The organism is Luteimonas fraxinea, assembly GCF_021233355.1.
GTDB classification, from domain to species: domain Bacteria; phylum Pseudomonadota; class Gammaproteobacteria; order Xanthomonadales; family Xanthomonadaceae; genus Luteimonas; species Luteimonas fraxinea.
Map to the genome: position 1 here is coordinate 2,884,965 of NZ_CP089507.1, position 25,731 is coordinate 2,910,695.

Consider the following 25,731-nt stretch of genomic DNA (forward strand, 5'->3'; position numbering starts at 1 on the left):
GCGTCAGTGCTCCGGCGTCGCCTCGGTCTTCGGCGCGCTGCCGAATCCGCCTTCCGATTCCGCTGCCAGCCACGCGAACACGGCGTAGGCGGCGGTGTTCTGCGCAACCGCGTCGGGATCGACCTTGTCGAAGGTGTCGTTGGCGTTGTGGTGCAGATCGAAGTAGTCGGTACCGTCCTGGCCCAGCCAGCCCCAGGCGCCACCCTTGGCGGCCAGCGGGGAGATGTCCGGACCCGGGCCACCCTTGTCCTGCAGGTAGTCGATGCCGAGCGGACGCAGCACTTCGGCGATCGCGTCGCTGGTCGCGCGCTGTCCGGCGGGTGCGCTGGTATTGAAGCCGTAGATACGGCCGGCGCCGAAGTCGCTTTCCGCGCCGACGATGTGCTGCGCGATGACGTCAGCGCCGCCGTGTGCCTCGGCGTACGCGCGTGCGCCGAGCAGGCCCTGTTCTTCGTTCGCGAACGCGACTACGCGCACCGTGCGGCGCGGGCGTTGCGGCAGCTGCGCGATCAGGTGACCGGCGGCCATCGTGATGCCGACGCCGGATGCATCGTCGACCGCGCCGGTGCCGAGATCCCATGAATCCAGATGCCCGCCGATCAGCACGATTTCGCCCGGCGCTTCGCGGCCGGTGATTTCGCCGATGACGTTCTGCGAGGTGTACTCGCCGTTCCAGCCGACATCCAGCGCCAGATGCACCTGCACCGGTCCGCGGGTCAGCAGGCGCGCGAGCTGGTCGGCGTCGGGCAACGACAGCGCGGCCGAGGGAATCGGGGTGACGTCGGCATCGAAACGGGTGATGCCGGTATTGGCGACGCGATGCGGACTGGTGCTGATCGAGCGCATCAGATAGCCGGCGGCGCCCTTGCGCGCGGCGATCGACGGACCGCGGCCACGCACCGGACCGGCAGCGCCGTACCCGCTGCCGTCACGCGAACGCGCCATCGGCACGTCGACGAACGCGAGCTTGCCGCGCAGCGTCGCGGGGTCGGCCGCTTCCAGCGCGGCGACGCTGTCGAAGCGCACCAGTTCCGCGGTGACGTCGCCAGCCGGGCTGCCGCCGAGTGCGGTGATCACCAGCGGCTGTGCATGCGCGCCGACGACGGCGGCATGTTCGCTGCGACGCTCCCACTTCGGGAACGTCACCGGTTCGGTCCAGACCTTGTCGTAGCCGAGCGCCTCTAAGCGCGCCTTCGCCCAGGCGACGGCGCGTGCGTCCGCTTCGCTGCCGGGCAGGCGCGGGCCGATTTCGGTGGTTAACGATTCGATCAACCCGTACGCGGTGCCGTCCTGCGTGGCGCGTTCGCGCAATTGCGCGGCCTGTTCCAGCGCAGCCGCCGACAGCGGCGCGGCCTCACGCGATTGCGAGAATGCGGGAGATGCGGCCAGCAGCGCGGTCGACAGGAGGGCGGCGGCCAGAGGCCTGAAGGACGGAACGCGCATGTGGACGACTCCAGCGATGAAAGGGATCGGCAGAAAGAAAACGGGCCGCGGCATTGTCGCGCGCGGCCCGTCGGATGGCTCGAACGTGTCTGGAACGCTGCGTCAGGGCTGCGTCCGCAGCGAATCGCGGATTTCGCGCAGCAGCTTCACTTCTTCGCTCGGCTCGGCCGGCTTGGCCGCCTCCGGCGCTTCGGCCTGCTTGCGCTTCAGACGGTTGATGAACTTGACCGCGAGGAAGATCGCGAACGCGACGATGGTGAACTGGATGATGGTGTTGATGAAGATGCCGTAGCCGATCGCGACCGCGGGAATCTCGTCGCCGGTGACGGCATCGACGGACGCCGCGCGCAGCGTGATGGCCAGTTCGGTGAAATCGACATTGCCGATCAGCCAGCCGATCGGCGGCATGATGATCTGGTCGACCAGCGCGGTGACGATCTTGCCGAACGATGCGCCGATGACGACACCGACCGCGAGATCGATGACGTTGCCGCGGACCGCGAACTCCTTGAATTCGGACAGAATGCCCATGGATCACTCCTGCACTGTATTGGGGAAACGAGCGCGGTCGACTATACCGACGGCGGAGTGATTTCGAGGTGCAGTGCGATCACGTCGTCGAGCCTGGCGACGCAGCGATCGCCGGGCTGCAGCGCGGCGACACCGGCCGGCGTACCCATGAAGACGAGATCGCCCGCGCGCAGGGCGAACAGTTTCGACAGTTCGTGCAGGATCTCGGGCACATCCCAGATCAGCTGGTCGAGCGTCGACACCTGGCGCTGCACACCGTTGACCTCGAGGAGCAGCGTGCGAGATTCGAGCGCGCCGATCTCGGATGCCGGCACGAGTTCGCCGACCGGCGCGGACGCATCGAAGCCCTTGGCGATATCCCACGGCAGACCCTTGGCCTTGGCCGCGGCCTGCAGGTCACGACGGGTGAGATCGAGGCCGACCGTGTAGCCGAACACCAGTGCCTGCGCGTCCTCGACCGCGAGTACGCCCGCAGGCGCGTCGGCACCGAGCGCGACGACCAGTTCGACCTCGTGATGCAGATCTTGCGTGGCGCTGGGGTAGGGCACCGCATCGCCGGTCACGACCGCATCGGCCGGCTTGGCGAAGAACACCGGTGTCCCACGCACGGCCTTCGAGGCTGGCGCCTCGGCACCCATCTCCTTCGCGTGGTCGGCAAAGTTGCGGCCGACGCAGTAGACCCGGCGTACCGGAAAACGGCCACCGCCCCGCACCGACAGGCGCACGGGCTCGAGAGCGGGCACGACATCGCGCGCGGGATCGGTCATCGCGGGTCCTCGGCGCAACGCGCCATCAAGATGGAAGACAGGCGCGGCGCTGTCGCCGCGCAAGTTGGATCAGCGCAGTGCGGCGTGGTCGCGCTCGCGCACGACGCGATATTCGGCGTCGACGATGCGCGTGTCGCGGCGCGGCGCGGGGCCGCGCACGAGCAGGCGACGGGCGATGCCGAACAGGATCATCGCGGCGCCGATGAAGACACCGGCGACAAGCAGCACCGCGAGCATCGCCACGCCGACCAGGCCGAGCGCGATGCGCAGCAGCGGATGACGCGGTTTGCGCGGCGCGAACATCGCGCGCACGCCGGAGGCGTCGAATCGGGCATGGAGATCGCGGAAGAAAGGCTTGGACATGGGTTCCGTAAACGTCGTGACACAATGCGGCTTGTGGGCCGGCGACCAGTATCGGGCCCGGGCCGATCGGAGTTGTAATGTCTTCGTTAAATCCACGTGAAGCGCGCGCGCCACTGCTCGCGCTCGACGCCATCGCAGACGGCGGATTCGCTGAAGTGGAGGCGACGCTGGACGGTGATGCCGAATCGCTGGTGCTGTTCCGCGACGGTGCGCGCGTGCAGGCGTGGTTGAACATCTGTCCGCATGCAGGTCGTCGTCTCGATTGGGCGCCCGGTCAGTTCCTGCGTGCGAAGACCGGTGAACTCGTGTGCGCGGCACATGGCGCGAGTTTTTCGCTCGTCGACGGTGTATGCGTCGCCGGGCCATGTCGCGGCGAATCGCTGCGCTCGGTCGAGGTGCGCGTGCAGGACGGGCAGGTCGTGCTGGATTGAACGTAGCGCGCTGCGTGCCAGCGTGCGATTGGACCGCTTCGATCAGAACAGCAGATTGACCATCAGCACGACGATCACCGTGTAGATCAGCGAGATCGGCAGACCGATCCGCCACAGCTCGCGCGCCTTGTAGCCGGCCGGGCCGATGATCATCGACATCACCGGGTTCGACTGGGTCATGAAGTTGTTCGACGCCGACAGCGCGACGATCAGCGCGAACGCCGTCGGATTGCCACCCACCGCGAGCGCGAGATTGATCGCGAGCGGCACCACGACGATCGTCGCGCCGACGTGGCTGATGACCATCGAGAACGCCGCGGTCAGCAAGGCGACCGCGATCTCCAGCACCCAGATGGGCAGACCGCTCGGCAATCGTTCGATCGTGTGCCCGGCGACCCATGCCGCCGCGCCGCTGGAATCCATCGCCCAGCCCAGCGGAATCAGGCAGGCCATCAGGAACACGGTCTTCCAGTTGATCGCGCTGTAGGCCTCGTCCATCTTCAGCACGCCGAACACCAGCATGCCGGCGACACCGGCCATCAGCGCGACCGATGTCGGCACGCGCGAGGAGAGCGCGATCAGCATCGTCACCGCGAAGATCGCCATCGCGATCTTGAACTTGTGCGGCCGCTGCTCACCCTTCGGATAATCGGTGACGATGATGAAGTCGAGCGACTTGGCGGTCTTCGCCAGGTCCTGCCAGATGCTGTGCAACACCAGCATGTCGCCGGCGCGCAGCGTCATCGAACGCACGTCCTCGCGGATCACCTGCTTGTCGCGGTTGATTGCGAGCAAGCGCACGCCGTACTTCTTGCGCAGGCTCAATTCTGCTGCGGACTTTCCGATGAATTTCGAGGTCGGCGGCACCACGGCTTCGGCGATGCCGGCGCGGCTGGGATTGAATAGATCACCGAAATTGCGCAGCCGTGTGCTCAGGCGAAGGAACTGGTTCTGGGCGAAGTCGGCGACCTGCTGGCGCTGGCCCATCGCGCCGATCACGCTGCCGACCCAGATGCGCGCATCCGACGGCGGCGCCAGGCGTGACTCGTTCTCGGACTTGAGCGCGAGCAGCACCGGTGCGTCGTGGATCGACTCGGCCTCGCCGAAGGTCATGCCAACCAGCGGACTTTCCGCGGTGACCACCAGTTCGTAGACATCACCGTCGATGCCGTAGGCGCTGGCGAAGTAACTCTGCGTGCGCGCCGGGGTGACATTGCCTTCGCCGTCGCCCAGATCGCCCAGCTGCCGGTTGCCGCGGAAATGGAAATAGGCGAGGGCGGCGGCCAGCAGCACCAGGCCGATCGGCAGCGGCGCGAACATGTTCAACGATTCCAGCGTCGCCGAGCCCGAGGGCAGGTTGGCGTTGGCCGCGGTCAGCAGATCGTTGAGCAGGATCAATGGCGAGGAGCCGACCATCGTCAGCGTGCCGCCCATGATGATGGCCACACAGATCGGCAGCAGCATCTGTGCCAGACGCAGACCCGAGCGAGAGGCCAGACGCGCGGCGACCGGCATGTACAGCGCCATCACCGACGGGTTCTGCATCACCGAGGAATTGAGGCCGGCGATACCGGCGGTCAGCATCAGCAGCCGGTCTTCCTGGCCTTTGGCCCGCCGCAGCAGCCAGCCCGCGAGGCGGTTTAGTGCGCCGGTGCGGTCGAGCCCCATGCCGAGGATCATCGTGGCGATTACGCTGATCGTCGCGTTCGACGAGAACCCGTTGAACACGTCTTCCGGCGCGACCAGACCGGTCAGCCCCAGCATCACCAGGACCACCAGCGCCACCAGATCCGCGCGCACGCGCTGGAACACGAACAGCACCATCGTCAGGCCCACGAGGGCCAGGACGATCTTCATGTCGGTGGTGAGGGCGAGCGCGGTGTCCATCAGGGTCGCAGGCCGTCCTGGCCATCGGTGACGCGTGGAGCGGGGCGGGCGCAGGCCATCGGCAACAGACTGCGCGGCGCCGCGTGCAGCGGATGTCGAACCCGGCGTCCTGGGGCCCGTGTCACGGCACTAGCGTCCGGCGTCGTCTTCGGCGACGCGGTCATACAGCAGATCCCAGACGCCGTGTCCGAGCTTCTGCCCGCGGGTTTCGAAATGGGTCTGCGGCCGCCACGGCGGACGTGGCACGTGGCCCCGTGGACCGGCGCGATTGCGCAGGCCGGGCGTCGCGTCGAGCACGTCCCACATCTGCTCGGCGTAATCGGCCCAGTCGGTCGCCAGATGCAGGCGGCCGTCAGGGTTCAGCTTGCGCACCAGCAGCGCGGCGAACTCCGGCTTCACCAGCCGGCGTTTGTTGTGGCGCTTCTTGTGCCAGGGATCCGGGAAATAGATGCGGATCTCGTCGAGCGCGCCGTCGGCGATCTCGTGTTCCAGCACCTCAACCGCGTCGTGGTGATACACGCGGACGTTGCCGTTGCCGTCTTCGGTCAGCGCATTGAGCACGCGGCCGACGCCCGGCGCATGCACTTCGATGCCGATGTGATCGCGCGCGGGATCCAGCTGCACCGAATGACGCAGGGCCGTGCCATTACCGAAACCGATCTCGACGATGCGCGGCGCACTGCGGCCGAAGGCGGCGTCGAAATCGCGCGGCGTGCCCTGGTAGTCCAGCCCGAATTTGGGCCAGGCGTCATCGAACGCGCGCTGCTGGGCCGGCGTGAATCGGCCCTGGCGCAGCACGAAACTGCGGATCTCGCGACGGCCTTCGGTTGCCGTGAACGGCTTCGGCGGGGCCTTGGCACCTTCGCTGGAAAACGGGTTGGTCATCGCTCGTCGATCAGCCGATGACGCCATCAACGGGCGAAGACGCGCTCGCGAACCGCTTGCGCGGAATCCGGCCGGCGAGGAAGGCCTCGCGACCCGCTTCGACTGCCTTGCGCATCGCGCTGGCCATCAGCACCGGATGGCGTGCGCCGGCGATCGCGGTGTTCATCAGCACGCCGTCGCAGCCCAGCTCCATCGCGATCGCCGCATCGGACGCGGTGCCGACGCCGGCGTCGACGATGATCGGCACCTTCGCGTTCTCGATGATCTCGATCAGGTTGTACTTGTTCTGGATGCCCAGGCCCGAGCCGATCGGCGCGGCCAGCGGCATCACCGCGGCGCAGCCGATCTCTTCCAGGCGCTTGGCCAGGATCGGATCGTCGGAGGTGTAGACCATGACGTCGAAGCCGTCCTTCACCAGTTGCTCGGCCGCTTTCAGCGTCTGCACGACGTCCGGGAACAGCGTGCGCTGGTCGCCCAGCACTTCGAGCTTGGTCAGGTTGTGGCCGTCGAGCAGTTCGCGCGCGAGGCGACAGGTGCGCACGGCGTCTTCGGCGGTGTAGCAGCCGGCAGTGTTGGGCAGGATCGTGTAGCGATCCGGCGGCAGCACGTCGAGCAGGTTGGGCTCGCCCGGGTTCTGGCCAATGTTGGTGCGGCGGATCGCGACGGTGACGATCTGCGCGCCCGCGGCCTCGGTGGCCAGGCGGGTCTCGTCGAGATCCTTGAACTTGCCGGTGCCGGTCAGCAGGCGGGAGGAATAGGTCTTGCCGGCGATGATGAGGCCGGCATCAGCGGGGGATGCAGTGGTCATCGGGGGATTATCGCCGATGCGGCCGGGGCATGTGGGCGTTCGTGATCAGCCCGTCGGGGCCGTGCGTGTCGTCGGGCGCAGCCAGGGCGCGCCGGGCCGATGCTCAGCCACCGCCCAGCGCGTGCACGATCTCGACCCGGTCGCCATCCTGTATCGCGTGTTCGGCATGGCGGCCGCGCGGCACGATATCGCCGTTGATCTCGACCGCAACGCGGCGGTCGGCCAGTCCCTGTTGGGTGAGCAGTGCGGCGATGGTGCTGCCGGTGTCGAGGGCGAGATCTTCGCCGTTGAGTCGGATATTCATGGCGGAATTGTCGCCGCTTCGCGCAGCCGGCGCACGCGTGCCGCACTGCGGCGTGCCGGCGCCAGAAACGACATGGGATGATCCCGCGATTCGGCGCCATGCGCTGCCGGATGGACCGGCGGGAACGCGCCGGCCAACGTCAATTTCCAGGAGAAACCCCCAGATGCCGTCCACGCCCATCCGTGCCGCCCTCGCCGTCGCGCTCGCCGCTGCCGCCACCCTGCCCGCATTCGCCGCCGACGAGACGTTCTCGCGCACGGTGTTCTTCGGCGACAGCCTCACCGACTCGGGCTATTTCCGCCCGGTCATCGTCCGCACGGTCGGTCCGTCGGGCGCGATCCTCGGCCGCTTCACCACCAACCCGGGCCTGACCTGGGCCGAGCACGTGGCCGACCGCTACGACACCGATGCGAATTCCAACGGCAACGGTCAGGTCGGCGACAACTACGCCGCCGGCGGCGCACGCGTGTCGGCGACCGCCATCGCCGCGCTCGGACCGGCGCCGTCGCTGGCCTCGCAGGTCAACACCTATCTGACCGCCAACGGCGGCCGCGCCGATGCGAACGCGCTGTACACCGTGTGGGGCGGTGCGAACGACCTGTTCGCGGTTGCCGCCAATCCCGCGCAGGCGCAGCAGATCATCGGCTCGGCGGTCACCGCCCAGGTCGGTCTGGTCGGCACATTGCAGGGCGCGGGCGCCCGCTACGTCGTGGTGCCGTCGATTCCGGACATCGGTCTGACCCCGCAATCGCGCGCCGGTGGCCCCGTCGCGATGGCGACCGGCACCGCGCTCGCCAACACCTACAACACCGCGCTCTACGGCGGCCTGGCCAGCCAGGGCCTGCGCGTGATCCCGGTCGACACCTTCCACTTCCTGCAGGAAGTCTCCGCCAGCCCGGCGCTGTACGGCTTCGCCAACGTGACCTCGGCCGCGTGCCGCGCGCAGCCGGGCATCGGTGACTCGTCGGTGTTCTGCAATCCGAACTCGCTGGTCACCCCGTCCGCCGCCGATACCTATCTGTTCGCCGACGGCGTGCACCCGGCCAGCCGCGCGCACGAAATGATCGCCGACCTCGCGATCGCGATGATCGACGGCCCCCAGCAGATCGCGGTGCTGCCGCAGTCCGCGACCGTGAGCGGCCGCGCCCGCGCCGATCGCATCAACAACCGTCTAAGCCTGGCACCGGCACGTAGCGAGGGCCGCAGCTGGTGGGCCGACGTGCGCGCCGACATGCAGCGCTACGACCACGGCGATGCCTATGACGGCGTCGGTCCGGCGCTGACCGCGGGTATGGACTGGACCTCGGGCGACACGACCTTCGGCGGCTTCGTCGGCTACGGCAAGCAGGGCAACGACTGGGGCCTGCGTCGCGGCAACTGGGACCAGAGCGAAGCGACGGTCGGCGGATTCGTCGGCTGGCGCGCCGACAGCGGCGCCTGGGTCAACGCGCAGCTGAGCTACACCTGGCTCGACTTCGACACCGACCGCACCGTGCAGATCGGCCCGGTGACGCGCGTGCATTCCGGTCAGGCCGACGGCAGCAACGTGACTGCCGCGATCGGCGCCGGCTGGAACTTCGGCGAAGGCGCGCTGCAGCACGGCCCGGTGCTGTCGCTGGTCGCGCAGCGCATCGAAGTCGACGGTTTCGCCGAAAGCGACCCGACCGTGTCGAGCTCGCTGGCGTATCCGTCGCAGGACATCGACTCGCTGATCGGCAGCGCCGGCTGGCAGTTCGCCTACGCCGCCAGCGACGCGTTCCGTCCCTATGCGCGCGTGACCATCGATCGCGAGTTCGAAGACGCGCCGACGGAAGCCTTCGCACAGTCGCAGTCGCTGCCCTCGACGCTGCCGTATGCAGTGCCGGCGCGCGGCTACGACAACAGCTACGCCACCGCGACACTGGGCACGCAGACCAAGCTGTTCGGCCTCGACGCCAACGTCGGCGCCAGCCTGACGGTCGGCCAGAAGGGCGGCAGCAACACCACCGCGTTCGCGACGATCGGCGCCGGCTTCTGAGGCCTGCCTCGACTGGCAACGGCGCCCCCGCGGCGTCGTTGCCAATGCGCGCAGGGCCGGCATAGACTGCCCACCTCGCGCGGGTGTAGCTCAATGGTAGAGCTGTTGCTTCCCAAGCAACTGACGAGGGTTCGATTCCCTTCACCCGCTCCAACTTGGATCCTCCCGATCTAACTCACTGATCGGGAAGGATTTCCGAAATCACATCGACCCTGAAATCGAAACCCTTGGGTATCGTTTTAGGTATCGATCGTGCCGAAACCACTTTTCCTGACCCGCCCTTCGGGTCTCTATGTTCGCTTTCTGGTGCCAGCGGAATTTCGATCCGCAGTCGGCTCACGGTTTGTCGTGCGCGCGCTCGGATCGCTCCGTGGCGATGAGGCACGACTACACGCGGCGGTCATTGGCATGGCACTCTCCAAAGCATTCGATGCAGTGCGTCGAGGGGAGACAGGGATGGTCGATGTCAAGAAGCTGCTGGAGAGTGCGAGGGCGGCTGCCGCATCGGGTGGAACGATGGATTGGACGGCGGACGCGGTCCAAGTCAACGGGGTGAACTTCGGGCGCGTCACGGTCAACGGGCTGGAAGACAGCAACGACTTTCTTCGTGTGCTCGAAGCCGTCATGGAGAAGCGCGTCGCGTCTCCCGTCGCCGCGATTGCTCCTGTTGATGCTCAGGTTCTCGCCGCCTTGCCAGAGGTAGAGGCCGCACCGCGACTTGCCGACGAGATCAAGACGCACTTGGGCGACCTGGAACGACGCAAGCTCAATCCGGACACGATCACAGAGAGCCGGCATTCGTTGCGGATATTCCTCGCGCTGACGGGCGACATCCCCGTGCGCGAGATCAAGGCATCGCATGTGCGTGCGTTCCTTGATGCCGTCCGCTGGTGGCCTGAGCGCGCGACGGTGCGGCCCCAATATCGAGGCATGTCCGTGCTGGAGATCATCGAAGCGGGCAAGCGTGAGCGTGTCCCGGTGTCGCCGCACACCTACAACAAGCACCAGTCGCGCTTGGGTGTCTTCCTCAACGCCTTGGTCAACCAGGATCTGCTCAGCAAGAACCCGCTCAAGGCGATCAAGCCTGAGATCGACACCTCGACCGATCTCGACACAGGCCGCGCGTTTACGCCCGACGAGTTGAGCGCCATGTTCGAGCCCGCACGCTTCAGGGCGTGGGCGACTTCACCCCATCGCTGGTGGGGGCCGATGATCGGCCTCTACACCGGAGCTCGCGTCAGCGAAGTCGCGCAGCTCTACATCGACGATGTTCGCGAAGTCGATGGGATCTGGGGCCTCTTCTTCTGGAAGAACGCCCGCGGTCAGAAGATCAAGAACAAGGCGTCGATCCGCTTCGTGCCGCTGGCGCAGCCCTTGCTCGAAGCCGGCTTCCTCGACTTCGTGGAGGACATGCGTCAGACGGGCCACCCGCGGCTGTTCCCGCATCTGCCGGCCGGCACCAAAAAAGATGGCACCCCGAACGGCAAGGGCTACGGCAGGCAACTGTCCAGGCAGTTCGGCGCATATGTAAAGACTATCGGTGTCGAGAAGGGCACTGGCTTCCATTCATTCCGCCACACGATGTCGACGGTGCTGGCAGAGCAGGGGATCCCAGAGCGCGAGATCGCGCTGATTACCGGGCATGCGATCACCTCACAGGTGCCGACACTCGCGCGGCACTACATCCACATTGCGGATACCGCATCGCTGCCGCGGCGTGTTGAGGTGCTGGCCTCCTTTACGCCCTCACTCAAGCTCCAAAGCTATCAACGAGCTCAATTCGCGCCTTTGCTCTCGACATCAGCAAACTTGCATCAGTAGGACTGTCTATGAACCACTCGGAACACGAGCTCAAAAAGACCACAGACGATAAGCTCGCTCGTAAGAAGCCGCGTGCTCTGGTCATCCAAGCGCAAGCGATGTTGAATGCCACAAGGAGCGATCAAAGCCGTCCGCCACTCGCAGTAGCAGTTTCCGCTGACGACATTTCAAAGGCTTTGGGAGACACCTTTGAGTTGACCAAACTTAAGGAAGAATTGCGACGCGACTACACCATCGTGTCAGAAGCGCGGCCTTCTGAGGCGCCGTTCGTATTGCCAGAGTTTCAGGAGATATTCTTACAGTCTGTGGCATTAAGCTATGAGCATGCGACGCAAGCGTGCGTATATGCTGTATGGACAGGAGTTCGCGGACGCCCGCAAGCGGCTAAAGTCCAGTATGTTTTTGTTGCAGAGGGGGCTGAAAAATTAATCAACTTTGGTGCTGATGCTTCAAAGGCATTCGCTGCTTTGTCTCCTTTGCCTGCCGTGACGAAACCTTCCTCACTACGCGTCCCTCGTCGTTAAGCTCCATGTCTTTTAGGAGCAAGGGGACTGCCGCAATTTCCTGGTCCTGCCATCGAGTTAAATATTGCGGCGCCCATTCCCTCCGTTGATCTTGCCACTGTTCAATACAGACCTTGGTAGCCCTATCAGCCTCCAATTTGGCCTTTGTCACCGGCAAGCGAGCCAATGCCGAAATGAAAGCTTGGTTCCAGAATTCCTCGATCTTCATGATGCCTCCGTTGCGAAGGACATCCTTCTAGCTCAGGTAGGAGAATTGTCAATTTGAGGCGTCCTAATGGAGGCAGAGCTTCCCACCTTAAAAGGCCTTTTTTCGCTCTTGTCACCAGCGTCCTACCTCCAGCGCCTATTTCGCGGACTTCCTGGGGCGGCTTCGTATTTCGATGCCTGCTCGATCAATGATCCTTACCTGATCGAGCTCAGTATCAAACAGAGCAACGAGGTCAGTTGACGCAGCGATGATGTGACCTTGCATCAGAAGCTCTCCGCCGCGCCATAGTTCGTCAGGGTCAGTCAAATTTTCGCTTGATCGATATCTCGCCAAATTCTGTGCAGCGGTATCTTCGCCCGCGCGCTGGCCAACTGCAGCCGGAATGATCGCGATCATCAGCACAATCAAAAGCAGGTAGAAGATCGCTGTCATCCAAAGTGCCGACAGAGCAATGGCCGCGATGGTGTTCTTCAGCCAGTTTGGAAGGCGGTCAGTTATTAGAGCGCGTTTCTTGGGCGCTGGCAGTCGGTGAACCAGGATTGCGAAAGCGATCGCAAGACAAACTGTAACAATTAGGCTCCAAGGCATATCACTTAATGTGCGAGCTGTTTCAGAGAAGATTGCATAGTAGCCATTGATTATCGTCCACTCGGCGGGACGAGGAAAAAGATCGCTTTGAACGCCCCAATTTCCGAGATCCGTTATGTGGGCGACATGGCCTGTGAGATGAAGGCAAAATCCTAGGAGCGTGCCCACTGCAACGACCAGAGCTGTCAGAGAGGTCGCGCGGTTGATCCACACGCTTCGCGATCGTGGTTGGCGGGGTGGGGTAGAGATAGCTGCGGGCGCTTCGGTCATCGGGGAATTTGCTGGTAGTGGGCTAAAGAAGCGTAGCCTTGCAAAGCGCTTTCTCAGATATGGAGATTGAGCGCATCTTCGACCCCATCGGTTTCACTCAGTGCGCCAACCCCAGGCCGCACCGCTGGTGGTGCCCGATCCTAGGCCTCCACATGGGGTTGCGCATTAGCGAGGTCTCGCAGCTGAAGCTTGCCAATGTCATCCAAGACGAAGGGCTGTGGTGCCTTGATATACGGGCCACTATGGATGAGGCGCTTGACGCCGCGCAGGGTCGCGCCAGCGACCAGCGTCAAGGGGAAATCTGCGATCCGCTGCCTGCCGATCCCCTGAGCCGTCTTGGATGCCGGCTTCCTTGAGTTCGTTGAAGATGTTCGAGAGGCATGTCGGTTCAGGATATTCCTCAATCTGGCGGCAGGAACCAAGAAGAACGGAGAGACGGTGGGCTCGTATGGCGTATGTATCAGTAGCCAATTCGGCAACTACATGGTCGACCTAGAGTTCCCCAAAGGGGGTCCGCTTCCACGCTTTCCGGCATACCTTAGTCGGGAACCTGGAGCAGCAAGGCTTCATGGATCGAGATGGGGTCTTGATCACCGGGCACGCGACAGCCCAGGAGCGGGTAGAGACGATCAAGCGACACTACGACCATCCGACTAGCCCCAATTGTCGGCGGACGAAGCCAGTAGTCCGGTGATGGCAGCGTGAGATGCTGGATTCTTACCAGCCACCGGTGGATCTGCCCAGGTATGAGAGGAGCCAGTTCAAGCGAATGCTCAACTGGGATGGGGTGGTGCATCCGTAGGTCAAGCCAAGGGCGAGCGTCTTGGGACGCTGGCGCATACATCGCGATCGAGGACTGCCAGGAAGGCCTAGTGCCCACTTGACATCACTGGCATGCGAAGCCAATATACGCAAACGCGTATATCCGGGAGAGGCACTGTGGAACGGTTCAAGAGCGTATTCGACGCGATCGCGGACAGCCCAGAAGAGGCGGCAGATCTGAAGTTCCGATCGAGCTTGATGCTCTCACTACGCGGCTTTTTCGAAGCTCACGAGATGGGACAAAAGCAGATCGGTGAGCTCTTGGGCGAGCCACAGTCGCGAGTGAGCGAACTGATGACTGGCAAGATCACAAAGTTCTCATCGGACAAGCTCATCCGCTTCATGAAGCTGGCCGGTTACGAGCTGAAGCCGAAATTCGTCGCTCAAACGGCCAAGCGTGCCGCGCACATGGAGTGCGAGGTCGAAGAAGTGTGCGAGGCCTAAAGGTCGTCGAGGGCAGCGCTTATTTGCGAGCCCTCTTGGCCTGTTGGGCCCGAGCGTTTACATCGGCAACAAGTTCGTTGTAGCGCTTCTTCGCTGTGGCTATGTTGGCTCGGTCGACACCCTGCGCGGTCTTTTCAAACGCGTGGAAGACGAACACCGTATTCTCGAACTTGGTGCAATATACCGCGCGATACGCGGGACTACCGTTCTCCTTGAGTTCGATCGCCCCTCTACCAACGCTCGCGCTAACATCTTCGAAATCCGATACAGGGCGCTGGCCTTCCTGGACGGCGTTTAAATCGTGACCAAACTGCTGCCTTATCTCGGGTGGGAGCGACATGAAAGCGCGCCGCGCAGCGTCAGATGAGAAAGCGAAGTCAAGTGGCACGGCCCTTCTCCTTTGAAGTTCTTTCGCTGACTTCCATGAACGCCTCAGCCAAGCAATCGCGAGGCAACCATAGCGTGATCCCCCGGGTTTGGCGAAGAGTATGGCTTCCGGTTTTGAATCGAACTCTCGGAACTGCAAGCTGCTGATAAGTATTGCTACGACTTGTGCTCACGCTGCCGGTTCTCGCTCTACATGGCGGACCTGGGGCTCTCGAAGGCGGTTCGCGTTCACCGCCACACCCTAGTGACCGATTTAAAGCAACACGGCTACTTGGACCGAGATGTCGCCATCATCACCGGGCATGCGAATGCCTAGGAGCGCGTGGAGACCATCAAGCTTCACTATTCAGCCCCAAGCCCCGGCGAGCGAAGCCATTAGTCCGGTAATGGGAGCGTGAGTTGCTGGATGCCTACCAACCATCGGTGGATCCGCCCACGCATGAGAGGGGCCAGTTCAAGCGGATGCTCAACTGCGACGGGGTCGCCCTCCCGTGAAGACATGAATGGGGTTGGATCGGTATACGGGAGGCCCGAATGAGGCCTTCCTCAGGTCCTCCCATAAACCACCTAAAATCGGAGAATAACAATCGATTTTTCCGTTATTTTTAGGCGTTTTATCGAAATTCCAGCATTGCTCCAGCCTATCGCGCTCTCTAGACACAGCGTGGCCTAGACAACTTAAATACAGGCAGCATGTTTTGGAGCTGCCACATGAACTGGCTGATGTCGCTGTTACAAGCAATTCCTGGGGACAACCCGTTCATCGCATTGGTGGTCGTGGTGCTCGCGTTTGTCTTCCTGATCTACCGGTTGGGAATTCGCGTCCTCACGACCATTGAGCGAGTGGCGAAGAGTGGGGGGCGGAGATGAGGCCTTGGTCGAAGTTGCCGTCATGGTGGTTTAAGCCTGGCGATGAGGCGCTCGTATCTTTGCAGGGAGGGCAATTTGCTGGGACCTCGCAAGCGGCGCTGCGTGTCTATCTCGGCCTAGCTGCCGCTGAACGCAAAGATGCCGCCAGCTTTGAGGTGGAGGCTTCCCTGTCTGATTTGGAAGAGCTGACGCAGTTGAGTCGGGTGATGGTCCTTCGGGGAATTCACCGAGGGGTCGAGGCAGGTCTGCTGGCCTACGCGCCCGGTAATCGGAAGGCCGCTTCGAACTTCACGCTGGTCCGCGCCGATGAGGGCGCCGGCGGCTGGGCGAAGCTTCCACGGCGGCAAGTGATCGAACGCATCCCCAAGCTTCCCCACCGTGGCGTAAGCGCACTAGTGGCGCTCAAGCTCTACTTGATCCTGTTGGCGGGGCGCCACAACAACAATGCTGTCGTCGCGCTCCAGCACAAGACCCTGCGAGACAAATCCGGGGCACAAGCCAATCAAATCCGGGCTGGCATTTCCCTGCTGGCTGCTGCCGGCCTGATCCATGTCGTTACCGAAGACATCGGCGCCGACTACCAGGTTCAGCGCTATCAAATTGTTGGGCAACTCGAAGCACCGCGCCGTTGGAACGAGACACCCAAGCCTGGTCCGCTTACGGTTTAGATGTCAATGAAATCAAAAGTTTACAGATCGATTGTTTACAAATTTACAAAATAAGATAGATTAGACTTGACACTCAGTCTGCGGCACGAATAGGCTTCTCCCATGGCCGAGAACGAAATCATCGATATGGGGCACACCTCGCGGTGGGTCCGCACGCGCCGAGCGCTGAAGGATCCTGAGTGCTCTGTTGAGGAGATCGCAGCGGCCATGGGTGCAGACATGGAGAGCATGTGTGCCGCCTTGAACGGTGCATTGCGCAACGGTCCCCCGCTGTCGCAGCTGCTTCGCCTATCGCTGGGCTCACCCCTTCAGGTCCAGGCGGTCATTGCCCAGTTCACGGAGAAGGGGCTGGCAAGCTTGGTTAACGCTGCACGCAACCGATGCCAGAGCAGTGATCCGGCCGAAGTCGCCGCGGTCGCTGCTCGACTGTTAACGCAGCGATTGGTGGACCAGGCGGAGTTGCGGGCCGGGCGCGAGGAGCGCTTCCGCGATCACGAGTTGCGCAACGAGCTCTGTAGTCAGGCCGCGAAGGTGTTTGGCACTTATGAAGCAGATCTCCGGGTCATTCTGGAAGCGGCGTTGCGAGATGGCGCACCAGTGCCGTTCAAGCGACGACTGACCGCAAAGCCGCGGATGAGCTCGAAGCAGTTGGTAGGAATGTCACTGACCGCTCCGCGGCCGATATCGCCTACGGAGACGCATCGTGCTCGCTGAAGTCCCGTCGCAGCTGCAGGTCCGTTATGCGGATGGCTACCTCGAAGTTGAAAGCGGCGTCGTTACGCGGCACATGAGCATCAGTGCTCAAGCCATGATCAATGACCTGCTGGCGTGCGTAGACGAGCGCTCGATTGACTTCATCAGCATCGCAGCGGGTGCTTACGCGATCGATCGGATTTACCGACGCAAAGCAAGCATCAGAAATGAGGCGGGATTGCGGACGATCCCAGTCTGCTTCCATGTAGCCGACTTCGACTACTGGTCTCAACCGCATGTCGCAGACCAGATCGCTGAGCTCTTGAACTTCTTGTCCGGCGACTTCTGGCTCGTTTCGTTCTCGGCTCAGAAGCGATCGACGCCCCCCGGGCATCAGGAAGTCCTCGACTTCGGGTCGGATTGGCGTCCCAGTCGAGTGGCTCTATACAGTGGTGGACTGGACTCCGCGGCAGGCTTGGCCTGTGCGATACAAGCCGGCCAGCGCGACATCGTGCTGTTGACTGCAGGTCATCAGTCAGCCATCCGCCGCCGAGCTAAAGACCAGGTCAAGGCACTCCAGCGTGCTCTGCCAAATGCGGGCTCGATCAGTCATGCATCATTCGTAATGCGTCTTGAAGGGTCGGGGCGAATTCGAGATCAAGAAGCAACGCAGCGGTCTCGGGGCTTCCTCTTCTGCGTGTCCGGCGCGGTGCTTGCCGCTGTTTGTGGGGTCGATGTAGTCGATGTCTACGAGAACGGCCATGGCGCGATCAATCTACCTTTGGTGGGAGGTGGCTTGTCGAGCGGCTTCTCGACGCGTGGCGCCCATCCCGCTTTCCTGTCCATGATGACGCGCTTGGCTAGTGATGTGCTGGAGCGGTCCATTCGTTTCGAGCTTCCATTCGCCCAAATGACAAAAGCAGACATGGTCGCGAGACTGGCTCACCCCCCAGGCCTGGTGAGCTGGGCGCAGCAGTCTCGCTCTTGTATCCACACTTCGTGGAGGGAGCCTGGCATCAGTCATTGCGGCTACTGCGCTGCCTGTATCGAACGACATCAGGCTCTTGAGGGGGGAGGGGCAGTCGACATCACTCCATATAGCAGGCCCCTATGGGAGCAATCGACCGCGTTGGACGATGACTATTTCCGAAGCTACCTGTGGCAGGCGCAGCGTTGGATGCGAGGGGACCTTGGCATCAAGGAGCGGCTCGATGATCATTGCGCGCTGCCCCATCTGACGGCGTCGTCCGAGGATCTGATCTTGCTTCACCAACACCATGCCGCCGAGGTTCTGCGCGTTTATGCCAGGCACGCCGACGCTCCATTGCCTAGTAATCCGACCCCCGATCTGTTGAAGGCAGCATGAGCGCGCTTTCCGAAAGACTGACGGCGGCTCGAAAGGCCGCTGGCGTGTCGCAGTTGGATGCCGGCAAGCACATCGGTATCAGTCGGCCGACCTACATCGCCATTGAGAAGGGCGAACGGGAGGTCAGGCCGGCTGAGCTGGTGGCGCTCGCAGCATTGTTTAAAACCCAGGTTAGTCGCCTCGTTCGACAGGACACTGCGCCTCCAATGATCGCCCCGCATCTTCGCGGAGAGATCCCCCAGGCAGCGCAGGAGGTTGGCGTCAGCGAGGCTATCGACAAGCTCGCGGAGTTCGTCGATGACTATCAGTTCCTTCTTGAGAAGAACAATGCCCGGCTTATGCCAGTCATGGCGCCCCCGCTTATCGATCGCGCGTCGAGAGAGTTAGATGCCCTCCCTGCTCGCGTGGCGCAATACGAAAGAAGTCGTCTGGGCTTTGGTGAGCGCGAGCCGATTGGGGATCTGCGGAAGACGCTAGACGAGGTCGGGGTTCATGTGTTTGTTGATGCGATGCACTCCAGGCTCGCTGGTCTCTACTCGTATGTTCCTGGGTTTGGCTACTGCATTCTGGTCAACCGTCTTCACCCGCGAGAGCGCATGCGTTGGACCATCGCTCACGAGTATGGACACTTCGTTTACGACCGCGACAAGCCAGGCGTTGACTATCTCAATGCGGGCGGCCGTAAGCCCTTCAGTGAACGGTTTGCGGACGCGTTCGCCGCAAATTTCTTGATGCCAGCCGAAGGTGTGCGCCGTCAGTTTGAGGATGCAAAAGCACGCAGTGGCGATGTCAATGTTGGCGATGTCTGTCGAATTGCAGACTTCTACGGCGTTTCCATGAATGCAATGACGCTTCGCATGGAGGGCCTCAAGCTCATCCGATCCGGGACTTGGGAGTTTCTGAAAGAGTCCGGTGTGCGTGTAAGCGATCTGAAGCGGGACGCGGGCATTTCGGAGCCTGATCAGAAGCCAGTCATAGACACTTTCCCGGAGCGGTATCTGCTTCTGGCAATTCAGGCGTGGAACAACGAAGAAATCACGACCAGTCAATTCGCCAAGCTAATTCGACGCTCTCCGCTTCAAGCTCGCGATCTCGCGGATCGCAGGTCTCGCATAGACGAAGAGGGCTTGCTTCAGGTTAAGCTCAACGCATCGGTTCTGGATCGGAACAACGCTCCTGCATGAATGGATATGTGCTGGACGCCTGCACGCTGCTCAATCTTTATTGCGCCTGGGGCGGCATCAGGAACTTGCACGCATATCCTGTCGGCTTTCATTTGGGCACGGCAGCCGCTTCAGAGATCCACCATGTCCGCGAATACGACAGTAAGGGATGCGTTGTCGATAAAAGGATGAGCACTACGGATATAGGGCGGAGCTATCCACTGCGGCTACTTTCGCCGACGCCCGTGGAGCTGGACCTCACAGTGCACTTGGCGCGCTGGTTAGGTGATGGTGAGGCTCAAGGATTGGCAATTGCCGCCTCACGCGGCTTGTTTTTCTGCACAGATGATGGTGCCGTTCAAAAGCTGCTCAACAAGGAGCGGCTCTACGCCCAGCTGATCTCAACGCCCGAGTTGCTGAAGGTATGGGCGGGCAATGATTTAACGCGTCTCGCATCACTGCCTACGGCAGTTCGGCGCGTCCGGGATCTAGGCAAGTTCACTCCAAATCGATCAAGTCCCCATCTTGCATGGTGGGCACAGCAGCTGGATGAGCTGCCGGAGGATCCTCAATGCTGAGACATCTGACATGACCGCACCTCGCGTCTTCCTCTCCTACTCGCATGCCGACGCGGCTATGCGCGATCAAATTGAGAAGCAGCTCATGGCACTTCAGCGCCAGGGAGTGATCTCAATCTGGCATGACCGACGCATTGAGGCCGGCCAAGACTTCGAGCAGCAGATCGACCGACACATCGAAGAAGACGAAATCATTCTCCTGCTCGTGAGTTCTGATTTCATCCACTCGAAATACTGCTACGAGATCGAGATGCGGCGGGCCATGCAGCGACATGAGGCTGGCGAAGCGATCGTGATCCCGGTGATCCTGCGCGCATGCGACTGGCAGTCGCAGCCATTCGGGAAGCTCCAAGCGGTTCCCGAAGACGGAAAGCCGATTAAGCAGTGGGCCGACATCGACGAAGCGCTTCTGCAAGTCACCATCGGCGTCAAGAAAGCTGCGAAGCGATGGCAAGATCCCACGGAGCCGGCCTCCAGGCCCAGCGCACCTGCGCCGTCGGCGCCCCAGGAAAAAGTGCCGCCTCTAGCAGCGGGCCCCCGTTCCAGCAACTTGGGGCTGGCCAAGTCCTTCACACAGCGGGACAAGGATCGCTTCAAGGATGAGACCTTCGAGTTCGTCGCCAAGTTCATTGAGAATTCGCTCGACGAGCTGTCTGCCCGAAATCCGAGCTACGAGGGGCTCTTCAAGCGTGTAGATGCCAACCGCTTCTTCGCCACCATTTATCGCGACGGGAAGGATGTCGCTCGCGCGACCTATTTCACGGGTGGCGGCCACTTCGGGAGCGGCATTAGCTATTTCCAGGGTGAGGCGACCGGCAGCAACTCAATGAATGAGTCACTGACTGTAGAGGCTGACGATCAAGCGATGTTCTTTCGGGCGATGGGGGTGGCAACCTTCGGCGCTGATCGGGAGCGCAAGCTCTCTCAAGAAGGGGCCGCGGAATATCTGTGGGGACTTCTGATTGAGCCGCTCCAGCAGCGGTCGGAATGGTAGACATGTTGACTCCATACGAATTTTCGGCTGGCGCAATCATTTTCGCTCGGCCGATTTCCTTGGTTCGCCCGTTGGTAGAACACGATCCGGAGTTTTTGATCGCTGGATCTGTTGAGGCGCCTGTCGCCGTGTTCCTGAGTGGCGAATCCATCTACCAACACCTTGAAGCGGCTGACGGTGACAGCTGGGCCGGATTGATCATTCCTGATCTTCGTGTCGAACTAGATGACGCGAGCGCCTTCGATGCGAGAGCTGAGAGGGATGCCCTAGGCGCTTTGGTTCGAATGGGTGCGGAACTCGCAATCTGCGTTAAGCGCGAGCGTGGGAACGGGACAGAATTCGTCCGGCTCTTGGCCGGCCTTCCAGTGATCGGCGAACATCGTGTGGGCTTCAGGCGCTGGCAACTTGTCTTGGGAGAAGGGTGCGACAAGAGGGTCATTCGAACCTTCGAGGAAGGCCAATAAGGTCAACGAACGAATCAAGCGTGATGAGCGGCCTTACCGTAGGATTCTTACGAGATTAAAAAGGCCCGCCAGAATTCTGGCGAGCCTTGAGTGGATTTCCCGCGAGCTACGGCGTGGTTACGACGCTGATGCCCAGTCCGGAGAACCGTTCGATCGGCATAAAGAACATGTCGTTGACGAATGCGGTGCCGGTTGCGCCACGCCCGTGGATCAGGCCATAGGCGGTGTTTGACCCGAAGACAGGTCCGCCGCTATCGCCAGCGATCGACATCGCAAGGTTGCTGGCGTTGCGCACACGGATGTATGTGCCAACCACTCCGTTGTAGTTCGATTGCGAGTTCTTATCCGCGATCTCGCCACAACGGTAGCCACCCGTAATCCCGTATTTGCACACGGTCCAGCCTACCGGCAAGCTGGCCGAACTCAAAGAAGCGGTAATCGTGTGGAGGCCGCTTCAAATGAATATTTGGTTGGGATAGGTCGACGCCGCGTGGCGGTTCCACTGGAAGTCGTCGGAGCCCTGATTGAGCTCTGCCTGGAAGGCAAGCGTCGTCCCGCTGTAAGTGAGTGTGTTGTCGCAGTGGCCAGCAGTTGTAACGCCTCGAAGCCCGCTGGTCGCGTGGACGACATTGAAGCCGGTCGTGCAGTTCTGCGTGCTGCCTGACACTTGACGACCGCCCTGGATAGTCGCGGTCGTCTCGATAAAGCCGGGCACCTGGATCATGTTTGCGTAGGGCACCGACGCGAGTTCGCCGGCTGCAGCGGTCTTGGAAGTCGTAGCGTCGAGAACATAGAAGTTGAGTTCGCTGCTCTCAATATCGATACCGGACTCGTGCTGGATACCCGTGGCCTGGAGGCGCTCTGAAATCTCGGCTTGGGCACTTTGTAGAAGTTCCAACGGCCTGGTGCCTTGCACGGCCTCAAACATGCTGTCCTGTGTGAAGCGCGACAGCGTGACCGCTGGCGCCTCGGTCAGGAAAACCTTCACATGAAAGGTTGGTTGGTGGACGACAACCAGGCCACCGAACTGGTCAGGGATCTCGGTCTGCAACCGTTGTTCCAAGTCCGATATCTTCCCGAGCTGCGCCATTCTTCGCGCCGCTTCTTTAGGCGTGACGCCGTAGTCTTGCGAGTATGAGGTGATCAAGGGGTCCGCTACGATCCTGTCACTTTGAGCCAAAGCGTAGCTGGAAAATCCCAAGCAAGTCGTTAGTGATGCTGCTAAAAGGTAACCTTTCGCACTCATGGTGTCCTCCATGGACTTTGACGGTCATTCCGCGGCCCGCATCTCACTGATCGCGAAATAAGGGGGGAGGCACGCCGTCCGCGTGCTTACGCCACTGACGCTTGTGGGAGGTTCGGTGGTAGAGCCGCCTCCCAGCACATAGCGTTTCCCGAATTCGTATTTCTCACCTGTAGATGGTTGAGTAAGCCCAAGTGCAAATCCACCCTCAACCCACAACTCGATAGAGCTGGGGAGAATGACGTTCAAAGTGGACCCATTGGTCGTCAAGGTGATGCAACCTTGGTCGGTCACGCCAACGACGCCCTCTGCTTGAGCCGTAAGCGCGACTGCATTGGGATCGTGTGGTGCTTGAAGGACCTTGAGGTCAGTCGCCAGAACAGGTCGTTTGGCTGTGCTCGATGGGTGCGAAGCGCATGCGATCATCGCAATTGAAAGCGGTATCGTCATCATCATCTTCCTGTGCATTTTCGAGATCCTTTCCTGGATTGATTCGAAGCTACTCGATCGAGAAATGCTGGATATCGAAGAACGATGAAGTGGGTGTTAAATGCTTCATGGACGGTTATTTCGGCGAGCCCCATCTAGTTTGGTCAGAGGCGACCGAATTCTCTCGGAAGAGAAGAGTGTGAACGCGAGAGCGTTTGCGTTCTGATGATGTGGAAGCCGCAGTTGAAGCTGATCGTCTTGCTTTGGATTTCGGCCTTGCGGCCACCAATTATAGATTCGGCGAATACGCTATGAGAGTTCTTCGCTCTCGCAATGAGATCGAGAAGGCTTTCGTGCGCCGTGGATGCCAGAAGTAAGAAAGAACGAAGCACAGGGGTAGGGTAAGTCCTACATAGGCAGTGGCAAGCGCCAAACTGTCACTCTCAATTGGTTAGCGTGTGCGCGACACGACGGGCAGGGGGCGTGGTGGTTTGCCGACGAGGTGCATGGCCGACTAGATGTCTCATGGCCGCGTAGCCTGCCTGTCCGTGATGGCGCTACTCTTTGATCTGCTCTACGGACTTTGCAGACCCACTCAACGATCCCGCCCATGACACAACGCATCATTATTGTTGACGACGATCAAAGTGTGCGAGAAGCGCTCATCGACTTCCTGGCGTCGCAGGGATTTAGCGCGTGGGGCGCGGTCGACGGACGGAACTTGGATGCGGTGCTCATCGAGATCGTCCCTGATCTCGTGATCTTGGATGTGATGCTTCCGGGAGAGAACGGTGTTGCGATCTGCAAGCGACTTGTAGACCAGAGAATTCCGGTCCTGATGCTTAGCGCTCTGGGATCTACGCCAGATCGCGTGTTAGGGCTGGAAGGAGGGGCAGACGACTACATCGCAAAGCCTTTCGATCCCAGAGAGTTGCTGGCTCGGGTTCGGTCTGTGCTTCGAAGAGATCTTCGTGCGGCCGAACGGGATACAAAAAGTCACTCAACTAGCGACTATCGCTTTGGCGCATGGTGCTTCGATGTGGAGGAAAAGGTTCTGCTGGATCCCCAAGGAAGCGAGCTTCGCCTAACGCTTGGGGAACTGTCCTTGCTAACAGCCTTTGTCCGCAATCCGAACAAGCTTCTTTCCAGGTCGCGGCTGCAAGATCTGGTTCAAGGACCCGGCTCCGAGAGCTTCGACCGCGCCGTCGACTTGGCGGTCAGTCGCTTGAGACGGAAGCTCGCCGAGCGAGACGAAGCGGTCATCATCGAGACCGTCCGCGGTGAAGGCTATCGGTTCCGGCCGAGCGTTTCGCGCCCGTGATCCGACGCTTTCCAATTCTGGCTCAGGTCGGTGGATTGGCGCTTGCTGCCTTCCTGATCGGCCAAGCGATCGCAATCAGCTTCTTCTTCATCCGGCCGCCGCCAGTCCCACAGATCAAGCCTTCCGAGGCAATCGCAGCGTTGCTGAGCCCTGCTGGGGCTTTGAGCAGCGGAATGCATCGAGAGGAGGCTGCTGCCCCACCAACGCGCTCTCCGACCAGGGCTAGCGATGTTCTTCTCGCAGTCTCGATCGCAAGCGCCGTAGATCGCCCGCTCGCCGATATTCAAGTGCATACGCTGGATCCAACCGATCAGCCGCAGCGAGTCTCTTCATTCAAGCTGAGTGCTCCAGATCTCTCATCCGCGTCTTACGCGATCGGCAAGGTAGATGATTTGGACAAGGTGCCCAGTCAACTGCTGGCATCGATTGCGGCCGCATACCTGGCAGAAGATGCCCCCCAGCCTGCGTTCCAGGTGTCGATGCGTTCGGAGAATGGCTGGATCACAGTGGGTCCTGACACCTCATGGCTCTCGCTGTGGCGTGGCCGTGTGCTGCTGATGTTCGCGGTCAGCATCATCCTTCTGGCGCCGCTGACATGGTGGATTGCGCGCCGGATCACCGTCCCAGTGCGGGCACTGTCGAAGGCCGCATCAAGCGCCGGCAAGTCAGGGCTGGATATGGCGGAGTTCCCGGTCGCCGGTCCCACCGAGATCGCGCAAACGGGAGCAGCCCTCAACCAGATGCGCAGTGCCTTGGCGTCCCATGCGGAGGAACGCACGAGGATGCTGACGGCTGTCGCCCACGATCTTCGAACACCGCTTACTGCGTTGAAGCTGCGCATGCATGCGATTGAGGATCCTGCGGTGCCACGGATGGTTGCGGATATCGATCGTATGGAGCACATGATCAGCGAGATCATGGCGTTCTCAAGAGATCGTCAGGAAAGCGAGCCGGCTGAGATGGTCGAGCTTCGAGATCTGGTGTCGGATTGCATTGAGGCGGGGGCATATGACGACTTCGCGCGCCTGATGCCTGGCCTGGCCGTGTCGACGATGGCCAGTCCGCTTCAGCTGGGTCGTGCGATCGGAAACATTCTGGAGAACGCGCGCAACTACGCGCATGCGGTCGAGGTGCGTGTCGGCTCTGAGGAACGAATTGCTTGGATCGAGCTGGCTGACGATGGTCCCGGGATACCGGAGCATGAGCTTTCGCGGGTGCTTGAGCCCTTCTATCGGGGCGAGTCTTCTCGCAACCGAGCAACCGGAGGGATCGGTTTGGGCCTCGCCACGGCGGACCTGGCCATCAAGCGAAGCGGCGGATCGCTGGTGCTGTCCAACGGCGCTGTGAGAGGGCTTATCGCTCGAATTGAGCTACCTGTCTGAAGTTCGGGCACTAGACCTGGTCGGACAAACTTCAGATACGAAGCCGTAGTAGATATGGCG

Annotated in this window: 29 protein-coding genes and 1 tRNA gene; 18 read left to right on the forward strand and 12 right to left on the reverse strand. The window is 61.5% G+C overall.

The window, feature by feature from the left end; translation table 11 throughout:
- Positions 1–3: 3 nt before the first annotated feature.
- The 4 genes from LU699_RS12925 to LU699_RS12940 form a co-directional block, all read right to left on the reverse strand.
- Entirely contained in the window at positions 4–1,443 is a 1,440-nt protein-coding gene (locus LU699_RS12925; protein ID WP_232137250.1) for a M20/M25/M40 family metallo-hydrolase, read from the reverse strand.
- A gap of 102 nt (positions 1,444–1,545) precedes the next feature.
- On the reverse strand, positions 1,546–1,974 hold the full coding sequence (gene mscL, locus LU699_RS12930) for a large-conductance mechanosensitive channel protein MscL (RefSeq protein WP_232137249.1): 429 nt from the start codon (positions 1,972–1,974) through the stop codon (positions 1,546–1,548).
- 41 nt (positions 1,975–2,015) lie between these two features.
- Positions 2,016–2,741, reverse strand: coding sequence for a fumarylacetoacetate hydrolase family protein (locus LU699_RS12935; RefSeq protein ID WP_232137248.1), 726 nt, complete (start codon positions 2,739–2,741; stop codon positions 2,016–2,018).
- Between the two features lie 69 nt (positions 2,742–2,810).
- The gene (locus LU699_RS12940) at positions 2,811–3,104 is read right to left on the reverse strand and encodes a hypothetical protein (RefSeq protein WP_232137247.1); all 294 of its coding nucleotides are present in this window, start codon (positions 3,102–3,104) and stop codon (positions 2,811–2,813) included.
- A 77-nt stretch (positions 3,105–3,181) separates the two neighbouring features.
- On the opposite strand from LU699_RS12940, the gene LU699_RS12945 reads away from it, so the two are divergent.
- Positions 3,182–3,535 (forward strand): Rieske (2Fe-2S) protein, encoded by a 354-nt coding sequence (locus LU699_RS12945; RefSeq protein WP_232137246.1) that lies wholly within the window; start codon positions 3,182–3,184, stop codon positions 3,533–3,535.
- Between the two features lie 42 nt (positions 3,536–3,577).
- Here the strand turns inward: LU699_RS12945 and LU699_RS12950 are convergent, their stop codons facing one another.
- From LU699_RS12950 to thiS, 4 genes are all read right to left on the reverse strand, one after another.
- On the reverse strand, positions 3,578–5,422 hold the full coding sequence (locus tag LU699_RS12950; RefSeq protein WP_232137245.1) for an SLC13 family permease: 1,845 nt from the start codon (positions 5,420–5,422) through the stop codon (positions 3,578–3,580).
- A gap of 129 nt (positions 5,423–5,551) precedes the next feature.
- Entirely contained in the window at positions 5,552–6,307 is a 756-nt protein-coding gene (trmB, locus tag LU699_RS12955) for a tRNA (guanosine(46)-N7)-methyltransferase TrmB (RefSeq protein ID WP_232137244.1), read from the reverse strand.
- Between the two features lie 10 nt (positions 6,308–6,317).
- Positions 6,318–7,115 (reverse strand): thiazole synthase, encoded by a 798-nt coding sequence (locus tag LU699_RS12960; protein ID WP_232137243.1) that lies wholly within the window; start codon positions 7,113–7,115, stop codon positions 6,318–6,320.
- Between the two features lie 103 nt (positions 7,116–7,218).
- A complete protein-coding gene (gene thiS, locus LU699_RS12965) occupies positions 7,219–7,419 on the reverse strand; it encodes a sulfur carrier protein ThiS (RefSeq protein ID WP_232137242.1) in 201 nt (66 codons plus the stop codon).
- A gap of 163 nt (positions 7,420–7,582) precedes the next feature.
- On the opposite strand from thiS, the gene LU699_RS12970 reads away from it, so the two are divergent.
- The 4 genes from LU699_RS12970 to LU699_RS12985 all read left to right on the forward strand — a co-directional run bounded on the left by LU699_RS12970 (position 7,583) and on the right by LU699_RS12985 (position 11,781).
- A complete protein-coding gene (locus LU699_RS12970) occupies positions 7,583–9,436 on the forward strand; it encodes an autotransporter domain-containing protein (protein ID WP_232137241.1) in 1,854 nt (617 codons plus the stop codon).
- Positions 9,437–9,515: 79 nt separating this feature from the next.
- Positions 9,516–9,589 (forward strand) — tRNA-Gly (locus tag LU699_RS12975).
- Positions 9,590–9,892: 303 nt separating this feature from the next.
- Complete coding sequence (locus LU699_RS12980) at positions 9,893–11,257, forward strand: site-specific integrase (protein WP_232137240.1); 1,365 nt, start codon at positions 9,893–9,895, stop codon at positions 11,255–11,257.
- An 8-nt stretch (positions 11,258–11,265) separates the two neighbouring features.
- A complete protein-coding gene (locus tag LU699_RS12985; RefSeq protein ID WP_232137239.1) occupies positions 11,266–11,781 on the forward strand; it encodes a hypothetical protein in 516 nt (171 codons plus the stop codon).
- 343 nt (positions 11,782–12,124) lie between these two features.
- Here the strand turns inward: LU699_RS12985 and LU699_RS12990 are convergent, their stop codons facing one another.
- Complete coding sequence (locus tag LU699_RS12990; RefSeq protein ID WP_232580197.1) at positions 12,125–12,790, reverse strand: hypothetical protein; 666 nt, start codon at positions 12,788–12,790, stop codon at positions 12,125–12,127.
- A gap of 209 nt (positions 12,791–12,999) precedes the next feature.
- Here LU699_RS12990 and LU699_RS12995 point away from each other — a divergent pair, with 209 nt between their 5' ends.
- Positions 13,000–13,203: a hypothetical protein gene (locus LU699_RS12995; RefSeq protein WP_232137237.1), complete on the forward strand. Its 204-nt coding sequence runs from the start codon at positions 13,000–13,002 to the stop codon at positions 13,201–13,203.
- A 583-nt stretch (positions 13,204–13,786) separates the two neighbouring features.
- Positions 13,787–14,113 carry a helix-turn-helix domain-containing protein gene (locus LU699_RS13000; protein WP_232137236.1) on the forward strand — a complete coding sequence of 109 codons (327 nt, stop codon included), beginning with the start codon at positions 13,787–13,789 and terminating at the stop codon, positions 14,111–14,113.
- A gap of 19 nt (positions 14,114–14,132) precedes the next feature.
- Here LU699_RS13000 and LU699_RS13005 read toward each other — a convergent pair whose 3' ends face one another.
- A complete protein-coding gene (locus LU699_RS13005; RefSeq protein ID WP_232137235.1) occupies positions 14,133–14,501 on the reverse strand; it encodes a type II toxin-antitoxin system RelE/ParE family toxin in 369 nt (122 codons plus the stop codon).
- Positions 14,502–15,211: 710 nt separating this feature from the next.
- Here LU699_RS13005 and LU699_RS13010 point away from each other — a divergent pair.
- From LU699_RS13010 to LU699_RS13045, 8 genes are all read left to right on the forward strand, one after another.
- Entirely contained in the window at positions 15,212–15,370 is a 159-nt protein-coding gene (locus LU699_RS13010; protein ID WP_232137234.1) for a hypothetical protein, read from the forward strand.
- Positions 15,367–16,038 (forward strand): hypothetical protein, encoded by a 672-nt coding sequence (locus LU699_RS13015; protein WP_232580198.1) that lies wholly within the window; start codon positions 15,367–15,369, stop codon positions 16,036–16,038. The genes LU699_RS13010 and LU699_RS13015 overlap by 4 nt, the downstream gene beginning before the upstream one ends.
- Before the next feature lie 102 nt (positions 16,039–16,140).
- The gene (locus LU699_RS13020; protein WP_232137232.1) at positions 16,141–16,752 is read left to right on the forward strand and encodes a hypothetical protein; all 612 of its coding nucleotides are present in this window, start codon (positions 16,141–16,143) and stop codon (positions 16,750–16,752) included.
- Positions 16,742–18,097 (forward strand): 7-cyano-7-deazaguanine synthase, encoded by a 1,356-nt coding sequence (locus LU699_RS13025; protein ID WP_232137231.1) that lies wholly within the window; start codon positions 16,742–16,744, stop codon positions 18,095–18,097. The genes LU699_RS13020 and LU699_RS13025 overlap by 11 nt, the downstream gene beginning before the upstream one ends.
- Positions 18,094–19,281 carry an XRE family transcriptional regulator gene (locus tag LU699_RS13030; RefSeq protein ID WP_232137229.1) on the forward strand — a complete coding sequence of 396 codons (1,188 nt, stop codon included), beginning with the start codon at positions 18,094–18,096 and terminating at the stop codon, positions 19,279–19,281. The genes LU699_RS13025 and LU699_RS13030 overlap by 4 nt, the downstream gene beginning before the upstream one ends.
- Positions 19,278–19,838: a hypothetical protein gene (locus LU699_RS13035; RefSeq protein WP_232137227.1), complete on the forward strand. Its 561-nt coding sequence runs from the start codon at positions 19,278–19,280 to the stop codon at positions 19,836–19,838. Before LU699_RS13030 ends, LU699_RS13035 begins: the two co-directional genes overlap by 4 nt.
- A 10-nt stretch (positions 19,839–19,848) precedes the next feature.
- Entirely contained in the window at positions 19,849–20,832 is a 984-nt protein-coding gene (locus LU699_RS13040; RefSeq protein ID WP_232580199.1) for a toll/interleukin-1 receptor domain-containing protein, read from the forward strand.
- Between the two features lie 2 nt (positions 20,833–20,834).
- Positions 20,835–21,296: a hypothetical protein gene (locus tag LU699_RS13045; RefSeq protein WP_232137223.1), complete on the forward strand. Its 462-nt coding sequence runs from the start codon at positions 20,835–20,837 to the stop codon at positions 21,294–21,296.
- Between the two features lie 106 nt (positions 21,297–21,402).
- Here the strand turns inward: LU699_RS13045 and LU699_RS13050 are convergent, their stop codons facing one another.
- Positions 21,403–21,723, reverse strand: coding sequence for a S1 family peptidase (locus LU699_RS13050; protein ID WP_232137222.1), 321 nt, complete (start codon positions 21,721–21,723; stop codon positions 21,403–21,405).
- Between the two features lie 27 nt (positions 21,724–21,750).
- Complete coding sequence (locus LU699_RS13055) at positions 21,751–22,542, reverse strand: chymotrypsin family serine protease (RefSeq protein ID WP_232137221.1); 792 nt, start codon at positions 22,540–22,542, stop codon at positions 21,751–21,753.
- Positions 22,543–22,927: 385 nt separating this feature from the next.
- Here LU699_RS13055 and LU699_RS13060 point away from each other — a divergent pair, with 385 nt between their 5' ends.
- The 3 genes from LU699_RS13060 (at position 22,928) to LU699_RS13070 (ending at position 25,671) form a co-directional block, all read left to right on the forward strand.
- A complete protein-coding gene (locus LU699_RS13060) occupies positions 22,928–23,077 on the forward strand; it encodes a hypothetical protein (protein WP_232137220.1) in 150 nt (49 codons plus the stop codon).
- Between the two features lie 501 nt (positions 23,078–23,578).
- The gene (locus LU699_RS13065; protein ID WP_232137219.1) at positions 23,579–24,289 is read left to right on the forward strand and encodes a response regulator; all 711 of its coding nucleotides are present in this window, start codon (positions 23,579–23,581) and stop codon (positions 24,287–24,289) included.
- Positions 24,286–25,671 (forward strand): ATP-binding protein, encoded by a 1,386-nt coding sequence (locus tag LU699_RS13070; RefSeq protein ID WP_232137218.1) that lies wholly within the window; start codon positions 24,286–24,288, stop codon positions 25,669–25,671. The genes LU699_RS13065 and LU699_RS13070 overlap by 4 nt, the downstream gene beginning before the upstream one ends.
- The last annotated feature ends 60 nt before the right edge of the window (positions 25,672–25,731 follow it).